9 protein-coding genes and 1 pseudogene are annotated in these 19,201 nt (G+C 60.1%); 3 read left to right on the forward strand and 7 right to left on the reverse strand.

Features of this window, described 5'->3' with window-relative positions:
* Window positions 1-7: 7 nt before the first annotated feature.
* From OH720_RS26320 to OH720_RS26330, 3 genes are read right to left on the reverse strand one after another with little or no spacing between them, the layout of a single operon-like run.
* On the reverse strand, window positions 8-1,516 hold the full coding sequence (locus tag OH720_RS26320; protein ID WP_272603454.1) for a glucosyltransferase domain-containing protein: 1,509 nt from the start codon (window positions 1,514-1,516) through the stop codon (window positions 8-10).
* A 1-nt stretch (window position 1,517) separates the two neighbouring features.
* Complete coding sequence (locus OH720_RS26325) at window positions 1,518-2,459, reverse strand: glycosyltransferase family 2 protein (protein ID WP_272603455.1); 942 nt, start codon at window positions 2,457-2,459, stop codon at window positions 1,518-1,520.
* Complete coding sequence (locus tag OH720_RS26330; protein ID WP_272603456.1) at window positions 2,456-2,830, reverse strand: GtrA family protein; 375 nt, start codon at window positions 2,828-2,830, stop codon at window positions 2,456-2,458. Before OH720_RS26330 ends, OH720_RS26325 begins: the two co-directional genes overlap by 4 nt.
* 248 nt (window positions 2,831-3,078) lie before the next feature.
* Between OH720_RS26330 and OH720_RS26335 the strand changes: the two genes are divergently transcribed.
* The gene (locus OH720_RS26335; RefSeq protein ID WP_272603457.1) at window positions 3,079-4,206 is read left to right on the forward strand and encodes an OpgC family protein; all 1,128 of its coding nucleotides are present in this window, start codon (window positions 3,079-3,081) and stop codon (window positions 4,204-4,206) included.
* A gap of 809 nt (window positions 4,207-5,015) precedes the next feature.
* On the opposite strand, the gene OH720_RS26340 is transcribed toward OH720_RS26335, so the two are convergent.
* Complete coding sequence (locus OH720_RS26340) at window positions 5,016-6,437, reverse strand: amino acid permease (RefSeq protein WP_272603458.1); 1,422 nt, start codon at window positions 6,435-6,437, stop codon at window positions 5,016-5,018.
* Window positions 6,438-6,908: 471 nt separating this feature from the next.
* On the opposite strand from OH720_RS26340, the gene OH720_RS26345 reads away from it, so the two are divergent.
* The gene (locus tag OH720_RS26345; RefSeq protein WP_272603459.1) at window positions 6,909-10,034 is read left to right on the forward strand and encodes a transglycosylase domain-containing protein; all 3,126 of its coding nucleotides are present in this window, start codon (window positions 6,909-6,911) and stop codon (window positions 10,032-10,034) included.
* Window positions 10,035-10,187: 153 nt separating this feature from the next.
* Window positions 10,188-14,573, forward strand: coding sequence for a dermonecrotic toxin domain-containing protein (locus OH720_RS26350; protein ID WP_336299057.1), 4,386 nt, complete (start codon window positions 10,188-10,190; stop codon window positions 14,571-14,573).
* Here the strand turns inward: OH720_RS26350 and OH720_RS26355 are convergent.
* From OH720_RS26355 to OH720_RS26365, 3 genes and pseudogenes are all read right to left on the reverse strand, one after another.
* A pseudogene (locus OH720_RS26355) lies at window positions 14,527-15,264 on the reverse strand (molecular chaperone); the annotation flags it as partial. The gene OH720_RS26350 and the pseudogene OH720_RS26355 sit on opposite strands and share 47 nt — an antisense overlap.
* Window positions 15,265-15,307: 43 nt before the next feature.
* Window positions 15,308-16,576 carry a hypothetical protein gene (locus tag OH720_RS26360; RefSeq protein ID WP_272603461.1) on the reverse strand — a complete coding sequence of 423 codons (1,269 nt, stop codon included), beginning with the start codon at window positions 16,574-16,576 and terminating at the stop codon, window positions 15,308-15,310.
* A 26-nt stretch (window positions 16,577-16,602) separates the two neighbouring features.
* Entirely contained in the window at window positions 16,603-19,125 is a 2,523-nt protein-coding gene (locus OH720_RS26365) for a TcfC E-set like domain-containing protein (RefSeq protein WP_272603462.1), read from the reverse strand.
* Between the last annotated feature and the right edge of the window lie 76 nt (window positions 19,126-19,201).

Consider the following 19,201-nt stretch of genomic DNA (forward strand, 5'->3'; position numbering starts at 1 on the left):
TTGCGCGTCACCAACGCAGCGATTTGATCGGGGCCGGTTCTTTCATGACGATGAATCCGTAATCGCCAATCAGGTAAATCCGGTAGAACTGGGTCTCCACCAGCGGCGGGTAGTTTAGATAACCCACCCGTGTCGCGTTGCGTCGCTCCTTCTCCGCGACCACGTTGGTGATGCCGACTTTCGGCAGGTTTTCAGCCAGTATGTAGAAGTCGACGTTAAGCAGATAATGCAGCACGGGCAGTTGCTTGAACGAACCCGCCGCCGCCATTAACCAGTGATCGGAATAGGTCACCGACATGTAGATGCGCTTGGCGTCACGCAAGGATTGATGGCTGGCGATGTCGCGCTCAAGACTGTTCAGCGCACTGCTGGCGAAGGCTTTCTGCACCGTCAGGACCCGGCCATAGGCAAAACACAACGACAACATGGCCAGCAGTGGCACCAGCAACAGCAGGGGCAAACGTTCGTGAAGCGTTGCCAGCGCCAGATGACTCAAATAAAACAGCAGCACCAGCAACACCGCGAACCCCATCAAGGTCCTGGCGCCTTCGTTGAAGTCGCGGAAAAACAGCGCGACACCGGACACCAACACCACCACGACCGGCACGGTTAACAGACACAGCAGACCGATCAGCAGCTTCTTCGACCCGCTGTCCTTGCGCTCGAGAATCTTCAAGCCCAGGCAAACAGCACCGGCGATGGCGCAGAGCAACAACCCGGCGCACACCCAGGCAAATCCGCCATGGAACAACAGCACGACTTTCTCCAGGACTCGCGCGATGTTGATGTGGATTTGCAGCAAAGGCTGCGCCGACCAGTTAAGCAACACCGTGCGACCTTGTCCCATAAAAGGAAATGCACTGACCCAGTAGATCAGCCACCCGAGAAACAGCTGGGCGATCCGCCAGCCGATCAAAGCGCCCCACCGCGACCAGGCCACTTGGTCATTGACCGCCCTGAATACTTCAAGACAGCACAGGCCGAGAAACACATTGACGCTGATTTGATACAGGCCCAGCGCCAGTGCAATCAGGAAGGAAGGCACCAGCCATTGCAGAATGCGCGAAGGGTGACGGAAGGTGATGGCGAAGATCACCGCCACCACACTCAGGGTCATGACCGGGCCGTCGTATTGATAGGTCAGGTTTTGCAGGAAGAACGGGTTGTACCAGAGTGGCAACAGCACCAGGCAGCAGCTGATGGTCGGCGCGCGGAAGTGATGAAAAGTCAGGCTGGTCAGTGCCCAGGACATGGCCAGGGTGGCGATCAACAGCGGCAATGGAAAGATGTTCGGCGCGCCAGTGCTGAAGGTCAGCGCGTTGTAGAACAACTCGGCGAACAACCGCCCTTCCTGTGCCCAGGCCATGCCGGCCGACAGCGAGCGCCAGTTGTCATCGATGTAGGGAAAATCCGCGAGGATCAACGGCAGGACGTACGCGAAGGTCGCAGGCAAAAAAAACAGCCAGGCCTGGCGTCGAGTGAGTTCCTTGATGAAGAAATCGCTGAACCGGCCCATGCTAGGGTTCGCGCCTGTTTTTGCCGCCGATGATGTCCTTGACCACATAGCGCGGCCGGTGCTTGGCTTCGATGTAGATGCGGCCGACGTATTCGCCAAGGATGCCGATGCCGATCAGTTGCACGCCGCCGAGAAACAGAATGGCGGTCATCAACGAAGGGTAACCGGGCACGCTGTTACCGAAGAAAATCTTGTCCAGCACCATGTACACCGCGTACAGCACCGCAAAAATCGAAATACCGCCGCCAACGTAGGTCCACAGTCGCAACGGTACGGTGCTGAACGACGTCACGCCCTCCAGTGCCAGGTTCCACAGTTTCCACACATTGAACTTGCTGCTGCCGGCGACGCGTTCGGCCCGTTCGTATTCCACCACCACGGTATTGAACCCGGCCCAGGACAGCACGCCTTTCATGAACAACTGATGCTCGGGCAAGGTGCGGATCACGTCCACCACCTTGCGATCCATAAGCCGGAAGTCACCGACGTTCTCTTCGATGCGGGTGTAGGAAATCCGATTCAACAGGTGATAGAACAGCGCAGCGCTGTGACGCTTCATATAACTGTCGGCGGTGCGGTCGCGGCGCTTGGCCAGAACCACATCCGCGCCTTTTTGCCATTTTTCGATCAACCGCGGGATGACGCTGATCGGGTCCTGCAGGTCGACGTCCATCGGGATGACCGCATCGCCGCTGGCATATTCCAGCCCGGCAAACAGCGCCGGCTCCTTGCCGAAATTGCGCGAGAAATTGATCAGCATCACCTGTTCGTCCGCCTGCGCCAGGGCCGATGCCTGTGCGGCCGTGCCATCGGAGCTGCCGTCATTGATGAACACGATCTCGACCTCGGCCCCGTCGAGTTTCAACTCACGTCGAACCGCCTGGTAAAACAGATTGATCGCCTGTTCTTCGTTGAACACCGGGACGATAAGCGAAACCTTCATGAATCACGCTCACGAAACACCACGTACTTGGAAAACAGGAAGCCGAACACCAGGCTCAATGCAGAAAACAGTGCCACGGTGAGCAAGCCATGCAAGCGCCAGACATCGCCCGCATGGCCGACGCCGAGACTGAGCGCGCCCATCGCCAGCATGAACGACAGGTATCCGCCAACTGACGCCTTGGCATCAAAGGTATAGAGCGCGTTCATATAAAAGGAAAACGAGGCGGCCACGCAGAAGGCTGCCAGGTTGCTGAGCGCCTGGCTGAAGCCGGCGGCCACGCTCAAGAGAAAAAAGATCTGCCAGTGAATCAGCGTGTTCGCGACGCCAATTACGGTGTAGCTGGACAAGCCCTTGCATGAAAGTCTCACGTGACGCTCCTGCGATAGAACGCTGACCACACAAGTATTTGAGCTTGTCTGCTGTCATAAATCGCAGGTAAGGCGACCTTTCAGACCAGCGGTCAGGGTCTGCGATCACCCCGGGAGACATTCCGAAATATCCCGCCTTTGCAATTGTCGGCGAATCAGTCCACCCTGCGCGCCGCCCATATTCGGCCTGCAACTTTTTGCGCCTTCGGCCAATCCTTTATTCAATACCTGTCTACGAGCCTGCCGTCATGACGTTAGCGCGCGATCACCGGATCGATTTTTTTCGCGGCCTGGCACTGATCTTCATTTTCTGGGATCACGTGCCGCACAACCCTTTGGGACAAATCACGCTGCGCAACTTCGGCTTCAGCGATGCCGCAGAAGTCTTCGTGTTCCTGGCCGGTTACGCGGCCGTCCTGGCCTACGGCAAAGTCCTGGCGCGCGAGGGCTTTTTGATCGCCTGCGTGAAAATCCTGCGCCGCGCCTGGGTGCTCTATGTGGTGCACATCTTCCTGCTGGCGATGCTGATGGGCATCGTGTTCTTCGCCAACAGCCATGTGGAAACCCGCGACCTGGTGGAAGAAATGGGCATGCGCCATTTCATCAGCGACCCTCAGCAGGCCTTGATCGATGAGCTGTTGCTGCGTTTCAAACCGAACCTGATGGACCCGCTGCCGCTGTACATCGTGCTGCTGGCGGGCTTGCCGCTGGTGCTGCCGATACTGGTGCGCAAGGTCTGGCCGGTGGTAGCGGTGTCCTTTGCGCTATACCTGACCGTGCCGTTGTTCGGCTGGAACCTGGCCGCGATCAAGGATGGCGTCTGGTACTTCAACCCCGTCGCCTGGCAACTGTTGTTTGTCCTTGGCGGCGCGGCGGCGATACAGGCTCAACGCCCACGTTTGCCCGACACCCGGCCGCTGGTGCGCCAGCCGTTGTTCATGACCGCGGCGGTGTATTCCGTACTCGCCGCAGTGCTGACCATCGCCTGGCGCTGGCCACAGATCCACGACGCCCTGATGCCTGCCAGCCTGGGCAACCTGCTGTATCCGATCAGCAAGACCAACCTGTCGCCGGTGCGCCTGCTGCACTTCCTGGCGCTGGCCTACGTCACCGCGAAACTGCTGCCCGATACCGGCTGGACACAAAACTGGCTGGCACAGCAAAGCTGTCGCATGGGGCGTTTTTCCCTGGAGATTTTTTGCCTGGGCGTACTGCTGGCCCCCCTGGCGGACATGCTCAACGCGCTGACCGACGATGCGTTCGCCATGCAGATCTTCACGGCATTGGTTGGGGCTGGGTTGATGGCGTTGCTGGGGGCGTGGCTTGAGTTCAACAAGCGTTTGAACCGACCCGTTCCGGCGGTCACCGCCTTGTAAAAAAAAGCCGTGTTTAAGAACTGGATTGGGGGGATATCCGTTGCTGCGGTAACGGCCGCTATTGGTTCCGCCCTTACGGCGGGTCACTTTTGAAAAAAGAGCCCAAAAGTAACCAAAAGGCTCTTGCCCCACCACTCGGTGCCTCGCCTAGGCTCGGCATGCCCTCTCTCCGGCATTGCTCCGTGGGTCGCCGCGATGGGCCATCCCTGGCCCAGCGCGGCTAAACCGGCGTCCTGCCGGTTTACCCACTGCGCAATGCCTGCGTTCGGCCATCGTGGTTAACGGGGCACCCAGATCAAAAACAAAAGCGAGGCGGCCTGACAGCCGACCTGACTTTTACGGCTGCACTTGACTCCCTGTAGGAGCCAGGCTTGCCGGCGAACCAGGCGCTGCGGTGTGTCTGTTGTACCGCGTTATCGTTCTTCGCCGGCAAGCCTGGCTCCTACAAGGGGAATGCGTACGGCTCCCGATCAGGTCGGCTGTCAGGCCGCCTCGCTTTTGCTTTGGCTTTTGATTTTCTTGCCCCATCGAGAGGCCGAGTGGAGGTTCTGCGCAGTGGGTAAAACGGCATGGATGCCGGTTTAGCCGCGCTGGGCCAAGGATGGCCCATCGCGGCGACCCACGGAGCAGGACCGGAGCGAGGGCATGGCGAGCCTTAGCGAGCCACCGAACGTCAGGGGCAAGAGCCCTTGGTTACTTGGGGCTCTTCCAAGTGACTCGCCGTAAGGGCGAAACCATAAGTGGCCGTTACCGCAGAAATGGATATACACCCAATCCAAATATGCACCTCCCCCCGCGTGCGCTAAACGTTACGAAGCCGAACGCACCGCACCCTGCGCCACATTGGTCGGTTGCAGCTTGAACATATAGAACAACACCGTCAGCAGCACCAGGAACGCAGGCCCTACATACAGCGCCACGCGCGTGTCCGGGAAGTACGCCATCAGGCCGACCACCAGCACCAGGAATGCCAGCGCCAGGTAAGAGCTGATCGGGTACAACCACATGCGGTATTTGAGGCCGGCACGCTCGCTGGCGCTCAGGCCTTTGCGGAACTTGAGCTGGGCCAGCAGGATCATCACCCAGGTCCAGATTGCGCCGAAGGTGGCAATCGCCGTCACCCAGACAAACACCTTCTCAGGCACCAGGTAGTTGAGCAGTACGCCCAGCAGCAGGGCGCCAATCGACAGCAGCAAGGCGCGACGCGGCACGCCGTTGCTGGAGGTCTTGGCGAAACCGGCCGGGGCCTGGCCGTTCTGCGCCAGGCTGTAGAGCATGCGCCCGGTGCTGAAGATGCCGCCGTTGCAGGACGACAGCGCGGCCGTGATCACCACGAAATTGATGATGCCGGCGGCGGTCTTGATGCCCAGGCGCTCGAAGGTCATCACGAACGGGCTGCCCTGGGTACCGATTTCGTTCCACGGGTAGATCGACAGGATCACGAACAGCGCACCGACGTAGAACAGCAGGATCCGCCAGAACACCGAGCCGATTGCGCTGGGAATGGTCTTTTGCGGGTTTTTCGCTTCACCAGCGGTCAGGCCGATCATCTCCACGCCGAGGTAGGCGAACATGACCATTTGCAGGGACATCAACACGCCCTGCACGCCGTTTGGCATGAAACCGCCATGGGTCCAGAGGTTGGAAATCCCCAAGGCCACACCGTCGTTGCCGAAACCGAATGCGATGATGCCGATACCACCGAGCACCATCGCAATGATGGTGACGATCTTGATCAGGGCGAACCAGAATTCGAATTCACCGAAGGCCTTCACCGCGATCAGGTTGATCGAACCCATGCTGACCAATGCCGCCAGCGCCCAGATCCAGCGCGGCACATCGGGGAACCAGACGCCCATGTACACCGCCACGGCGGTGATTTCCGCAACACAGGTCACCAGCCACAGGAACCAGTAGTTCCAACCGGTCAGGAAGCCCGCCAGCGGGCCGAGGTAGTCTTGGGCGTAACGGCTGAACGAGCCGGCGACCGGGTTGTGCACGGCCATTTCGCCGAGCGCGCGCATGATCACCAGGATGGCCAGGCCGCCGATGATGTAGGACAGCATGATGGCCGGGCCAGCCATTTCAATGGCCTTGGCCGAACCGAGAAACAGACCGACGCCGATACAGGCACCGAGTGCCATCAAGCGGATATGCCGTTCGCCGAGTTCACGTTTGAGCGGGCCGCCCTGGGCGGTCTCGCCGTGGGGCAGGTGATTGCCTACGGGCATGGGGTACAACCTCGTATTGTTATTGGATATATCCACCGAGTGGCGAAGCGTTGACCGATAAGCCATCGCCTCCCTTGACCGACCCTGCTTCGTGGGCAGAACCGTCTTGCAGGCCGAAACCTGCGAGATCAGCGGGGGTGCAGTATAAAAAGCTCGCGACAGAGATTTTCACTCTATAAACCACAAAAATCAGGTGTAAATCTCGGTGAAAGCGCTATCCACGGAGATGGATTATCTGGGTCTTGTAGGAATTTTCGCTTTTTGAAACGGCGGCGAGTATTGCACGGTATTGGTGCGTCGTCATGTCCCGGCAATCCTCTCGAGGGCTCTAGATCAGACCTGTAGGAGCTGCCGCAGGCTGCGATCTTTTGATTTGCTTTTAAAAGACAAGATCAAAAGATCGCAGCCTTCGGCAGCGCCTACTAAGCTTCAGACAAGTCAGATCAATCTGCGTGAATGGATCAATCGACTATGGGCGCTTTACAGCAAAACGATTCGAGTACAACCGTGGTCCAGACTGAACCTGTGGATGAAGCGCCGATACCTGAAAAACCTCCTCGCAGCCGCGTCAAGCACGGCTGGAAAGCGTTTTGGTTGTTGTTGGTAATCATTGCGATTGTCGTAGGCCTGGCGGCGTCCAAGGAGATGCGCACCTCGAGGTTTCAAGCCAGGGAAGTCAGCAAGTTTGCCAAAACCCTGAGCTATGAACTCAAACCCGGTCCCAGCGACGCGATTCATTACCCTGGCGCCGGGCCATTCGACCTGCGCCTGGGTTACAGCTCGCTGGATGAATTCCTGCCGCGCCTGCTCAAGCGTGATTACGTCATTTCCGCCCAGACCCGGTTTTCCCAGGCCTTGATGGACTACACGGACAAGGGCCTGTTCGTGCCTTATGCGGAGAAAATCCAGGCGGGATTGTCCATCACCGATTGCCGCGCAAACCCCTTGTATCAGTACAAGTATCCGCAACAGCTCTACGACAGCTTCGAGGCGATCCCGCCGGTGGTGGTCAATAGCCTGCTGTTTATCGAAAACCGCTTTTTGCTCGACCCGCGCCAACCCCTCGCCAACCCCGCGGTGGACTGGCCGCGCTTCGGCATGGCGGCGTATACCCAGGTCGCCAAGATGTTGCACCTGCCCGGTCAATCGGCGGGTGGCAGTACCCTGGCTACGCAACTGGAGAAGTATCGGCACTCACCCGATGGCTTGACCGTGTCGGGCGGGGAAAAAATACGCCAGATGATTTCCGCCACCGTGCGCGCCTATCAGGATGGGCCGCAAACGCTCAAGGCGCGGCAAAACGTGGTGCGCGATTACCTCAATAGCGTGCCGCTGTCGGCGGTGCCGGGCCACGGTGAAGTGCATGGCATGGCCGAGGGTTTGCGCGTGTGGTACGGCGCCGACTTCAACAAGGCCAACGAAACCCTGGCGAGTAATGCCACCGATCCGCAAAGCATGGCGGAAAAAGGCCTGGCCCTGCGCGAGATGCTGTCGTTGATGATTGCCCAGCGCCGCCCCTCCCATTACCTGACCAAGGGCCACGATGAACTGGCCGACCTTACCAACAGCCACATTCGCCTGCTGGCTCAAAACGGCGTAATCGATGCACCTTTTGCCGCGGCGGCATTGGCCAGCAAAGTCACGTACCGCGACTGGGCGACCCAACCGACCATTCAACCGATCGAAACCAACAAGGGCATCAGCGTGGCGCGCAGCCGCCTGGCCGGGTTGCTCAATCGTCCGCTGTACGATCTGGACCGGCTCGACCTCTCGGCCACCAGCACCCTGCAAGGCGAGCTGCAAACCCAGGCCACCGCCTACCTCAAGCGCCTGGCCGACCCGGCCTATGCCGCCGAAATCGGCCTGATGGGCGAACGCTTGCTGACCCCCACCAGCACCACCCAGGTGCGCTACAGCTTCACGCTGTTCGAGCTGACACCGGATGGCTCACGAGTGCGGGTACAAACCGACAGCACCGATCAACCCTTCGATATCAATGAAGGCAGCAAACTGGAACTGGGCTCCACCGCCAAAATGCGCGTGCTGACCACTTACCTGCAGATCATTGCCGAGTTGCACGACAAATATGGCGAAATGTCCGTCCCGGATCTGAAGAAACTTGAGGTGCCGGAACAGGATCGCCTGAGCCGCTGGGTGGTCGACTACCTGATCCAGAACAAGGACCACAGCCTGCAACCCATGCTCGGCGCCGCGCTGGATCGCAAGTACTCCGCCAGCCCCGGCGAAGCGTTTTTCACTGGTGGCGGCTTGCACACGTTCAATAACTTCCGCAAGGAAGACAACGGCCGCAACCCGACCCTGCGCGATGCCCTGCGGGAATCGATCAACCTGCCGTTCATTCGCCTGATGCGCGACATCGTGCGCTACACCACGTATTCGGGCCCTAACAACAGGGCCGAATTGCTCAAGGACGACCGCGACCCCCGGCGCCAGGAGTACCTGGCTTCCTTTGCCGACCGCGAAGGCACGTCGTTCCTGCTCAAGTTCTGGAAAAAATACCGCAACAAGGACACCCAGGCGCGCCTCGAGACCTTCCTCGACAGCATGCGCCCGACACCGATTCGCCTGGCCGCCGTGCACCGTTACCTGTTGCCGCAGGCCAGCCAGCAAAGCTTCAACACCTTTGTGCGTTCGCACCTCACCGGCGAAAAGGCCAGCATCGACAAGGAGAAACTCACCGACGAGCGCCTCGAACGCCTGTACCTCGCCTATGGACCCGGCACCTACGACTTGCCCGACCAGGGTTTCATCGCCAAGGTCCACCCACTGGACCTGTGGATGATGGGCTACTTGCTGAGCCACCCGGACGCCACATTCAAGGACATCGTCAAAGCCAGCCAATTCGAGCGCCAGGAAGTCTACAGCTGGCTGTTCAAGAGCCGTCACAAGGGCGCGCGGGACAACCGGATCCGCACCATCCTGGAGATCGAAGCCTTCCTCGACATTCACCAGCGCTGGCAGCAAGTCGGCTACCCGTTCGATCATCTGGTGCCATCGCTGGCCACCGCCATCGGCAGTTCCGGCGACCGTCCGGCTGCTTTGGCCGAGCTGATCGGTACCATCCTCAACGACGGCGTACGCATGCCGACGCTGCGCATCGACAGCCTGCACTTCGCGGCGAACACACCCTATGAAACCAAGCTGATCAATGACCCGGATGTCGGCAAGCGGGTGATGCCGTCCGAGGTTGCCACGGCCATGCGCGAAGCCTTGTCGCAGGTGGTGGACGCCGGTACGGCCAAACGCGTTGCCGGCAGCTTCACCACCCCGGATGGCAAAGCCCTGGCCATGGGTGGCAAGACCGGTACCGGTGACAACCGCATCGAGGCCATCGGTTCAGGCGGTCGCATCCTCAGCTCGAAGTCGATCAACCGCACTGCGACCTTCGTGTTTTACATCGGCGACACCCATTTCGGCACCCTGACCGCGTTCGTGCCGGGGCGCACGGCCGAAGCCTTCAAGTTCACCTCGGCCTTGCCGGTACAAGTACTCAAGGGCATGGCACCGATTCTCACGCCGTATCTGCAACCGGGGAGCAACAGTCAGTGCCTGCCGGTCGAGGTGGCACGGCGCTGAAGAACGCCGGGTGGTACATAGTTATTTTCGGCATGGATAATTCAAATGGTTTAAGCGGACAGACACCGATTCGGCAACGATAAAACCGACTTTTACTTTAAGCCCCGAGCGTTAGGCTGGAACGCCACTTAACGCTTGAGGTTTATGCAAAACATGCCGCACATACATGGACGTATATCTGCTGACACCGGCGAAGAAAAAGGTCGCCACTACGACTTCATCCAGAGCCGGATCCACCCCACGTTCAAGGGCGCCTCGCGCCAACGCATTCGCGAACTGAGCCAAACCAAAAGCACGTCTGAGCAGTGGACAACGATCTCCAGGGTTTTCGACCACACGCCGTTGCAACAGGCCAACCTCGAACTCTGGTCAGCCCAAAACAGCGTCGACCGCACTCTGGAGAAAGTCCAGGGCGTCTACGAGTTCGCCGAACCGTTACTCACCGATGCCCTGCTGAAACAGTACAGGGTTGATGTCGATGTAACCCAAACCTGCCTGTACCTCTACCTACCGAAAACCCTGCCCTGGTACGCCAGCGACCTGGGTGGCGTGGTCACCCGCACCGTCTCGTTGCTGGACGCGGCCCTGCACAACTTTTCGAGCAAGGAAACCTGCGAAGCGGACTCGGACTTCATCAGCCAGCCCGATGCGCGCGGGCACTTCGATATCTTGCCGATCAAACGCAAGATGAGCATCGCCCAGTTCCAGGGCCTGTGCCGTGAGCTGGACATCGGCGCACGCTACAACAAGTACCTGGAAGAACAGCTAAAGCCCAAGGACGGTCTCGCCCAAGGCGTCTTGAAACGCAAGCTCATCGAGAGCGACAAGGCCGCGTTCAAGGCCGCCGCGCAACTGGCGGTCCTGACCGGGGACATCGACGCGCAAGCCCGAGACCTGATCCTGAGCATGCTCGATGGCCAGCGCAACCTCACCCGCAAAGGCTGGGTGATGGAGTTCAGCGAGTTGTCCATTCTCGACAGCCGGCTGACCGGCATCGTGTTGCTCACCGCCCGGGCGGAGCAAGACCCGCGCGCCGTCACGCCGGTGATTGCCTATGTCCCGCAAGACCCAGAGCACCCGCTCAAGGAATACGCATCGGGCGTCGCCTTGCTGGATGAACTGACCCGCCAACTGCGCGCCAACCTTGTCGTGTCATCCACCGGCATGACCTACCAGCAATACTTCAGCCGGTTCGTCGATCAGGCGGACCGTGGGCATTTTTTCGGCGGGCTGCAACAGCGTCTGTTCGAAGTGAAATGGCATGAAAAAGCACCGCTGGACCCGGGGCCGAGCTGGCGCGAAGTGCCCGTCACCACCCCCAACCTGCACTTCGGGACGACCCCGTTCACCGGCGAACTCTGGCAGTACCGCTTCGAACTAAAACTCAGCAAAGTCCTCAACGACGCCAGGTACATCGCCGTGTCCACCGCCGAGGCCGACTCCAACGCTCGCTGGGCCTGGTGGGAGAACTTCAGGAAAATAGTCTCGGACCTCTTCAACATCGCCCTGATGGTCGTCACGCCTTTCGTTCCCGGGCTGGGTGAGATGATGTTGGTTTACTCCGCGTACCAGATGACCAGCGACGTCGTCGAAGGCATCCTCGACCTCACCATGGGCTTGCGGATCGAAGCGGGCGAGCATATTACCGCTGCGGTCACCGACTTCCTGTCACTGGTGGCGTTTGCCGCCGGCGGCCAGATCGGTGAGGTGGCGCGCCTGAAACTGTCGCCGCTGATCGAAGGCATGAAACCGGTGACCCTGCCCAATGGCGAACCCCGCCTTTGGAACCCCGACCTCACCCCCTATCAACGGCCCGATGTGCAGCTGCCGACGGACTCGCGTCCTGACGCGCTGGGGCTGCATACCCACGAGGGCGAAAAAATCCTGCCGCTGGAGAATCAGCACTACGCCCTGCAACAGGATGCGCAAACCGGCACCTGGCGAGTCAAGCACCCCGAACGCGACAATGCCTATCAACCGGAAGTGAAACACAACGGTCGTGGCGCCTGGACCCATGAAGCGGAAAACCCGCGCACCTGGGAACGCCCGACCCTGATGCGCCGCCTCGGCCACTCGGTAGAGGCCTTTACCGACGCCGACCTCGAACAGGTACGCATCGCCAGCGGCACCGACGAAGGTGCGTTGCGCCGCCTGTATGCCGACAACACTGCCCCGCCGCCCTTGCTTGAAGACAGCCTCACTCGCTTGCGCATCCAGCGCCAGGCCCGGCAAAACGTGGAGAACATTCGCACGGGCCAGGCACTCGATGCTGACGCGTACTGGTTTGAGCCGCTGGCGACTTACCTGGACGGCTGGCCGGAGGACAAAGCCCTGAAGGTCTATGAAAAAACCGATAGGACCGGCCCGTTCCGTCAGTATGGCAATGCCGAGGCAACGAACGAGCAGACGCTATCCACTAGCCTGGCACAGCTCACAAGCGCCGAGTTCGCCCCTGACCTGGTCGAGTTTCTCAGCGAAGAAGAACTGCGGGCCGTGTTAGGCAGCCCGGAGGACAAAAGTGCGCAAGTGCAGACGATGCGCGATCGCCTCGCGGATGAAGCCACCCGGCTGAACACCGACATCGTCAATCAGCTGTATCAGGGTGCGCAAGCCTGCGACGATGCGCAGGTGAGCCTGATCCGGCAGACTTACCCCGAGCTGCCATCCAGTGCAGCCAGTATCCTGCTGGACACTGCCGAGCCGGGCGAGCGCACTCGCCTGACCCAGGAGCAACGGCTACCCCTGAGCCTCAAGACCCGCGCCCGTGAAGCCGCGTTCGAAGCCCGGACGAACCATGCCTACGAGGGTTTCCACGACGGCGCGCAGTGGTCGGTGCAAACCGAAAGCCTGGCGCTGAACGCCTTGAGGATTCATACCGACACCTTCGCGCAGCTGCGCATCGAGGTTCGCGAAGGCGCCACTGATGGCACCGTGCGCACGAGCGTAGGGAACCCGGACGCATCGACCGTTCGGCTGCTGGTCCGAAACGAGCCGAACCAGTTCGGAGTATGGGACGACGCCAACGGCAAACTGCATGACGCCACTGATTTCTACGAAGCCGTCCTCAATGCCATGCCAAGCGAAAAACGCGCACAGCTTGGCTATCAACCAGGCCAGGGCGAGCACTTCAGGCAATGGGTCATGGCCAAGACCGACACCCCTGCCGAACGCCGCACCGCCCTCGCCGAACCGCCGATTCTGTCCACGGCCAACCATCAGGACATGACGCTGTTGCGCGGCCCCACGCTCTCGCGCTCCGCCACCACACTGACCGAGCGGGTCGAAGACCTGTATCCCCATTTCAACGAACGGGAGGTCAGTCATTTTGTGCAGTCCCTGGGCTCGCAAGAGCAGGGGCATCAAATGCTCAACAGACTGGACCGGGAGCTCGATGACCTGAAGGTGCTGTTGAATCGCTGGCGCTACGAACAAGGTGAGGCCTGGGGGCCGAATCGAGAAGGATTCGTGAACGGTGGCGGGCTGCACATTTCTGAACGGCTCATCGAGTGCTTCGAGAGAAAGCCCACGGTGCTGGGCGAACGCAACAGCACTGCCAATGGCCGCTACGTGCTGGACTTGTCCACCGAGATGGATGTGATCGATCTCGAGCTCTGGTGGCAGAAGATGCCGGAGATCAAGCCCTACCTGGAGCAGATCGACACCCTGAACCTGGACCGCACGACCTTTACCACCACCTCCTCCGGCCTGCTCGAAAGCTTCCCGCACCTGCGCCAACTGAGCGCCAGGAGTTGCGGCTTGACGCAGCTGCCGGAAGGTATCGGCAAGATGCATTTCCTGCGCACCTTGCGTCTGATGAACAACGACATCACCCTGACGCCGCCGGCCGTCGAGCAACTGCGCAACCTGACCCACCTGGAAACCCTCAGGCTTGATGACAACCCACGACTCAGGCTTCTTCCGGATGTCTCGCGCATGCCCAAACTGAGGATCCTCGGCTTGAGCACCACCGGTGCCACAAAATGGCCCGAGGGCCTGTTCGGGCCGTTCAGCAAGCGCCGTCCGCGGGGGTTCTTCCTGGACATGCTGAACAACCCGATCAGCGAACTGCCGAACGTTGTGCCAGGTTCCGACGATGCCTTTATCGTGGCGCGCACCCTGGTACATCAAGCCCCCCTGTCGGAACGCAACCGGCTGCTCTACCAGGAATATCGTCGCTCGGTCGGCCTCGCCGCCGAGCAGGTGTACGCACTCTATGCCCCCCGCGCCATGGAGCAGTGGCCGATGAGCAACGACTCGACCTGGTGGAGTAACCGGGCGCCGGGCCTGGGGACCTTCCGCGAAGAGGCCTGGGACGACCTGATGACCGAGCCGAACTCCCGGGGCTTTTTTACCCTGATCGACAAGCAGACCCACTCGGCCGACTACCGCGCCGGCGGCCAGTTGCGCCAGCAGCTCAGCGATCGGGTGTGGCGCATGATCGAAGCCATGGACCTGGACAAAGACCTGCGCAAGGACCTGTTCGAAATGGCCAGCCCTTCACATCGAGTTTCTTGCTGCTCTCGCCTTCAATCAGCGTAAAGCGGTACTCGCGACCGGCCTGTTTCTCGAATTGAAAACTGCGGCCCGCCAGAATGTGATGCTTGGTGGTCGGCATACAGTCCTGCTCGTCGCTGACCGAACAATCCTTGAACTCATCGATCACCACCACGGTGTTGCCGTTGTTGCGGATACGGTAGTTGGCCTTGTCGTTTTCGATCACGCTGGCGAAACGCGCGTCCTTGGGCCGCACGAAGAACACCGCGCCGTAACCGGCCAGTACCGTGACTCCGGCGGACAGGGCCTCGCGGTACGCCTCACGCTCCTCCACGGACACCGCGAACTCGTCTTCCTTCTCGGGCACCACCGGCACAAAGCGCACACGGAAATATCGCTCGTGTTCACGCTCGCCCATGTACAACAGGCGCGTGCCCTGCATGCCGTTGGCGGGCACGATCAAGCGCGCCGGGCTGGCCATCAGGCCATCCCGGGCGGCGCCGTCAGGACTGGCCTGGAGCGGCACTTCCCGGGACTTGCCGTCGGCGTCGTAGAGGATTTCCAGGATGTTGACCTTGACGAAGGCGGTGCTGTCGCCGCCGTTGAAAACGCGTTTCAGGTAGGTGCTTTTATCACCGTCCATGTAGTCGTACACCGTGCCGATATTGATATTGGGGCCGGCATGGGCCGTTTGCGCGAACAGGCAAAAGCCGAACAGAGCCAACAGGGGTTTCATCGTTGCGAACCTCGTTAATTGAATGAGAGCAAAGGGCGAACCGCTAGATTTCCGAATCCCAGATCACCGTGACATTCCCGGAATACTGGCGTTGATGCCCCGGGCGCAGCATTGACGCCACTTCGTGGGGAGGGATCTCGAAATGCAGGGTGCCGGGTCTGCGCTCTACATAAAACGCCGGCTGGAACAGTTCGGTGCCGCTGCCATCGCGAAGCAAGGGCCGTCGCTCGACGGATTTTCCGCTTGCATCGCTCAAGCCTCGAGGAAGGCTGACGCTGACGTTCAGAGGCACGAAGTTGCCGGACACCGGCTCGCGTAACGAGCAGGTTTTGCCGTCCTGTGTGTATTCACATTCCAGATTCATCTTGAAGCGCGAACTGGCCGAGATATTGAACGTCTGGTCGCGGAACAGGCGCGTGGGTTTACGGCCCTGCTGCAGCCAGGCCTGCCAGCCGCCCTGGGGCACCAGCTCAACGCGAGTGCCGCCCGGCGGGATCTCGACCTTGAGGGCGTGTTCAACCGTCAGGGTGAAGTCGAGCTGGATGATGTTGTCCGCGAGCAACACGGTGTCGCCCAGATCGAAGTCGCCGCCAGGGCCAATCGTATATACCTGCGTCCCTTCGTAGACGCCCGTGGACATTTTCAATGGATCAGGGGTGCGTAGCTGGTAGGTGAAATCCAGATACTGGAAGCCAAAACCGGGAATCAGGAAATTGGCCTGCTTGCTGCAAATCCCTTCATTGGGGGTCAACCAGAAGAAATTGAAACTGGTAATACTGACGCTATTGTTGCCGATGCCAATACAGGAGCCCGGCGGGCGGGCCCAGTTTCCTCCTTGCCATAAAGCACTATGGGCGTTAAATATGTCGGGAACACCGGTGATCAGACGCACGTCATCGCTCAGGTGATAAGTCCCCCCTACCCCGGCGATACGAACCTCCACCGTGGCCTCTTCGCCAGTGGTGCGCTCTCTTACCGTCAAGTGCCGCCAGTTTGCCGGAGCCTTGATCATCGCCCCCTTGCGCACATCCGAATGGTTGGCCTCGATGGGACCAAAGAGCTCGCTCGTCACATGAGACCGGAGGCTGAAGATGCCGTAATACTGGCAGATGACCGGATTGTCCCGACAGAAGCCCATACTGGGCGTCGTGTTCTTGAACTCGTTTTTCTGCGGGTTATTCGGGTCCGGGTTGAAGGTGGCCGTGATCGGCAGCACTTTCGCCTCGATCTGTTGACTCGACACCACCAGGCAGGCGCCAATGAGCAACCCTCTTGCAGCAGTCCATTGGAGGGCCGCAAGAAGGTTCAGCATTCTGAAAAATCCAGGCATTGAGTCCATCAACCCGCCCTCTGCATGGCATCGGCCACATCCGCCAACGTATCCGGCGTGCACCGCAGGTCGCCGATCATCAGCACATTGTTTTCCGTGCGGCCTTGGCTCGGGTCCAGGCGGAACTGGCACAGCAACTGGCTGCCGTGGCGAACCTCCAGGGTCGGCGAGCCGGCATTCATTTCCATGGAGAAGAAGCCGTCCACTTCACTGACCCCGCGACTGGCATGGTTGATGATGTGGTGGCCCTTGAGCGGGTTGCCCTGGGGGTCGACCAGACGACCGAGCACGGTGAGGGTTTTCATCACGCGAACCTGGCGATATTCGACGCCGCCCTTGTTCAGGTGATAGCTGGAGCGTGCCGGCTGGATGGTCGCGGCCGGCACGTGATTGCCTTCGAAGTCGAAGCTGACCGAACTGCTCTTGTACGCGGTGACCGGCACGAAATTGCGCCCGGGCTTGAGCAGCGCGCTGCCACCGCTCAAGTCGTCGGCGCGCAGGGCGATGCCGTCGATGTCGGATTCCACATCGATGATCATGCCGGCGCCGTTGCGGCTGTACTGGCTGGTCATGACCATCTTCTGGCCACCCACCGCCACGGTGCTGTCCAGGTTCAGGCCGCCGGTGAAATCATTGTTGTAGGACGAACGCTGGATGAAACCGTCAGCGTTGAGGACGTCCGTTTGCATCGTCGCCATCGCATTCATGCCGACGCCATAGGTGTCGGTGATGGCCGTGGCCGAAACGCTTTGCAGCAGGTGATCCTGCAGGTCTTTGCGGTAGGTGACCGAGGCGTTGTTATCCCGCCCGCCCTCTCGGGCTGTGCGAGTGCCAATGCTGCCGGAGATCTGCTCACCCGGGCCGCCCAAGGCAATGTTGATGCTCAGGTCGATGCCACGGTTGCGATCGTCACCCGAACTGAAGCTGCCCGGCCGGTCGAACAATGACAGCCGCCAGTTGGCGTCGCTGCCGAACAGCCGGGTGCGCTGGGTCCAGCCCAGATCCACGCCGGTGCCTTCGGTGTTGCCTTCGCTGTGGGAGACCCTGGCATTGACCGAGCTTTTGCCGGTTATTCGGTGATTCACCGAAAGCGACGAGTTACTGGTCTGACCGACAAACACATTGCGTTGGCGCACCCGCGTGCCGTCGGGCAGGGTGTCGTAGAGGCGAGTGGTGTCGAGCCAGCTGCGGTTGTGGCTGGCGACGATGCTGCCGCTGCCGTAGGAATACAGCCCCTGCACATCCAGGCCGGTGCCGTAGTCTTCGGTCTGGTAGACGTTGGCATAGACACTGGCATTGTTGACGATCGCCCAATCCACCGAAGTGCCGTACTGCAACGCGTCGCGCACCTGTCGCCCGCTCAACCCCAGGATCACCCGTGGGTGCAGCAGGAAGTTGAACGCCGCGCCCGCGGTCATGTCGCCATCGTCCTGCTCATCCCAGTTGCTGAGTACTTTGGACTCACGACCGGCAAACAGGTTGTAGCGCCAGCGTTCTTCGTGATTGCGCCAGTTGTTCGGTTTGTAGACCAGTTCCTGGGTGCTGGAGGTGATCTGACCGTCCTCGATCAGGCGTACTTCCACTTCATAGATGCCACCCGGTAGCGGGCGGGTATCGAGGGTCTGCAACCCGGCGGGCATCGCCTGGGTATTGATCAGCAAACCGTCGCGGTAGATTTCCACCGAACCCTGGCGGTTGGCGGTGACATAAATCGGATAGACCGCCGGCTTCGGGTTATTGATGGCCAGGCTGTCGGAGCTGCCATACATCACGCCCAGCGCCGTGTCGGGGCTGGTGCCGAACGTACGCGGTTGCCGGGTCAGCCCTTCGGACGAGGGTGTGAACAAACCCAAGCGTAGAAAACTGCCCGCCAGTTCGCGCTGGGTGTAGAGCTCGTTTACCGAGTGATATGTCTGATCATCCAGGCCACCCAGTCGTGACAGTTGGATGTTGACCGCTTGAGTCCAGTTGCCCAGGCTGCTGCTGGCTTCAAGGCCATAACGCCCACCCAGGTCCTGATTCTGGCCGCCGTTGAGGTTGAGCTGGTTGCGCACGATCAGTCCGGTACTGCCGCCTTCAGGTTGACTGTAATAAAGCGGTGGCTGGTCATCGCGCTCGGCGTTTTCCGTGAGGATCGAGACCAGTGAATTTTCCAGGCTGTAGTGCACCGCCATCAGTTGCTCCGGGCAGTTGGCCTGGCAGCCACCCAGCGCCACACCTTGCTTCAAATAATTTGACCAGGTGTCGCGCTCACTGGATTTGAGCCTGCTGTCGCTGACATCCGCGAAGTCAACGAGGGTGATGCGATCGTCGCGTGTTAACACCACCATCGCCTCACCGAGAAATTGTTGGTCGAGCTCCACGCGCACAGCCAGGGGCACATCAAAAAAATGCTCTTCGAACTCACTGGGCAGACCCTTGGCCTGCGCCAGCAAACTTCGAGGCGTATTAGCGTTATCCGCTGGTTCGGCCAAGGCCGTTGCACAGAAAAAAAGGGCAAGCGCCGTCGCGATGGAAGTCATCGGGAACATGAACGAAATACTCTGAGGATAAGTGCGTTAAAACCCGATCGACAGGCAGTAACTGCCCATCGACCGGCAAGTGTTA

Source organism: Pseudomonas sp. WJP1 (assembly GCF_028471945.1).
GTDB lineage: Bacteria > Pseudomonadota > Gammaproteobacteria > Pseudomonadales > Pseudomonadaceae > Aquipseudomonas.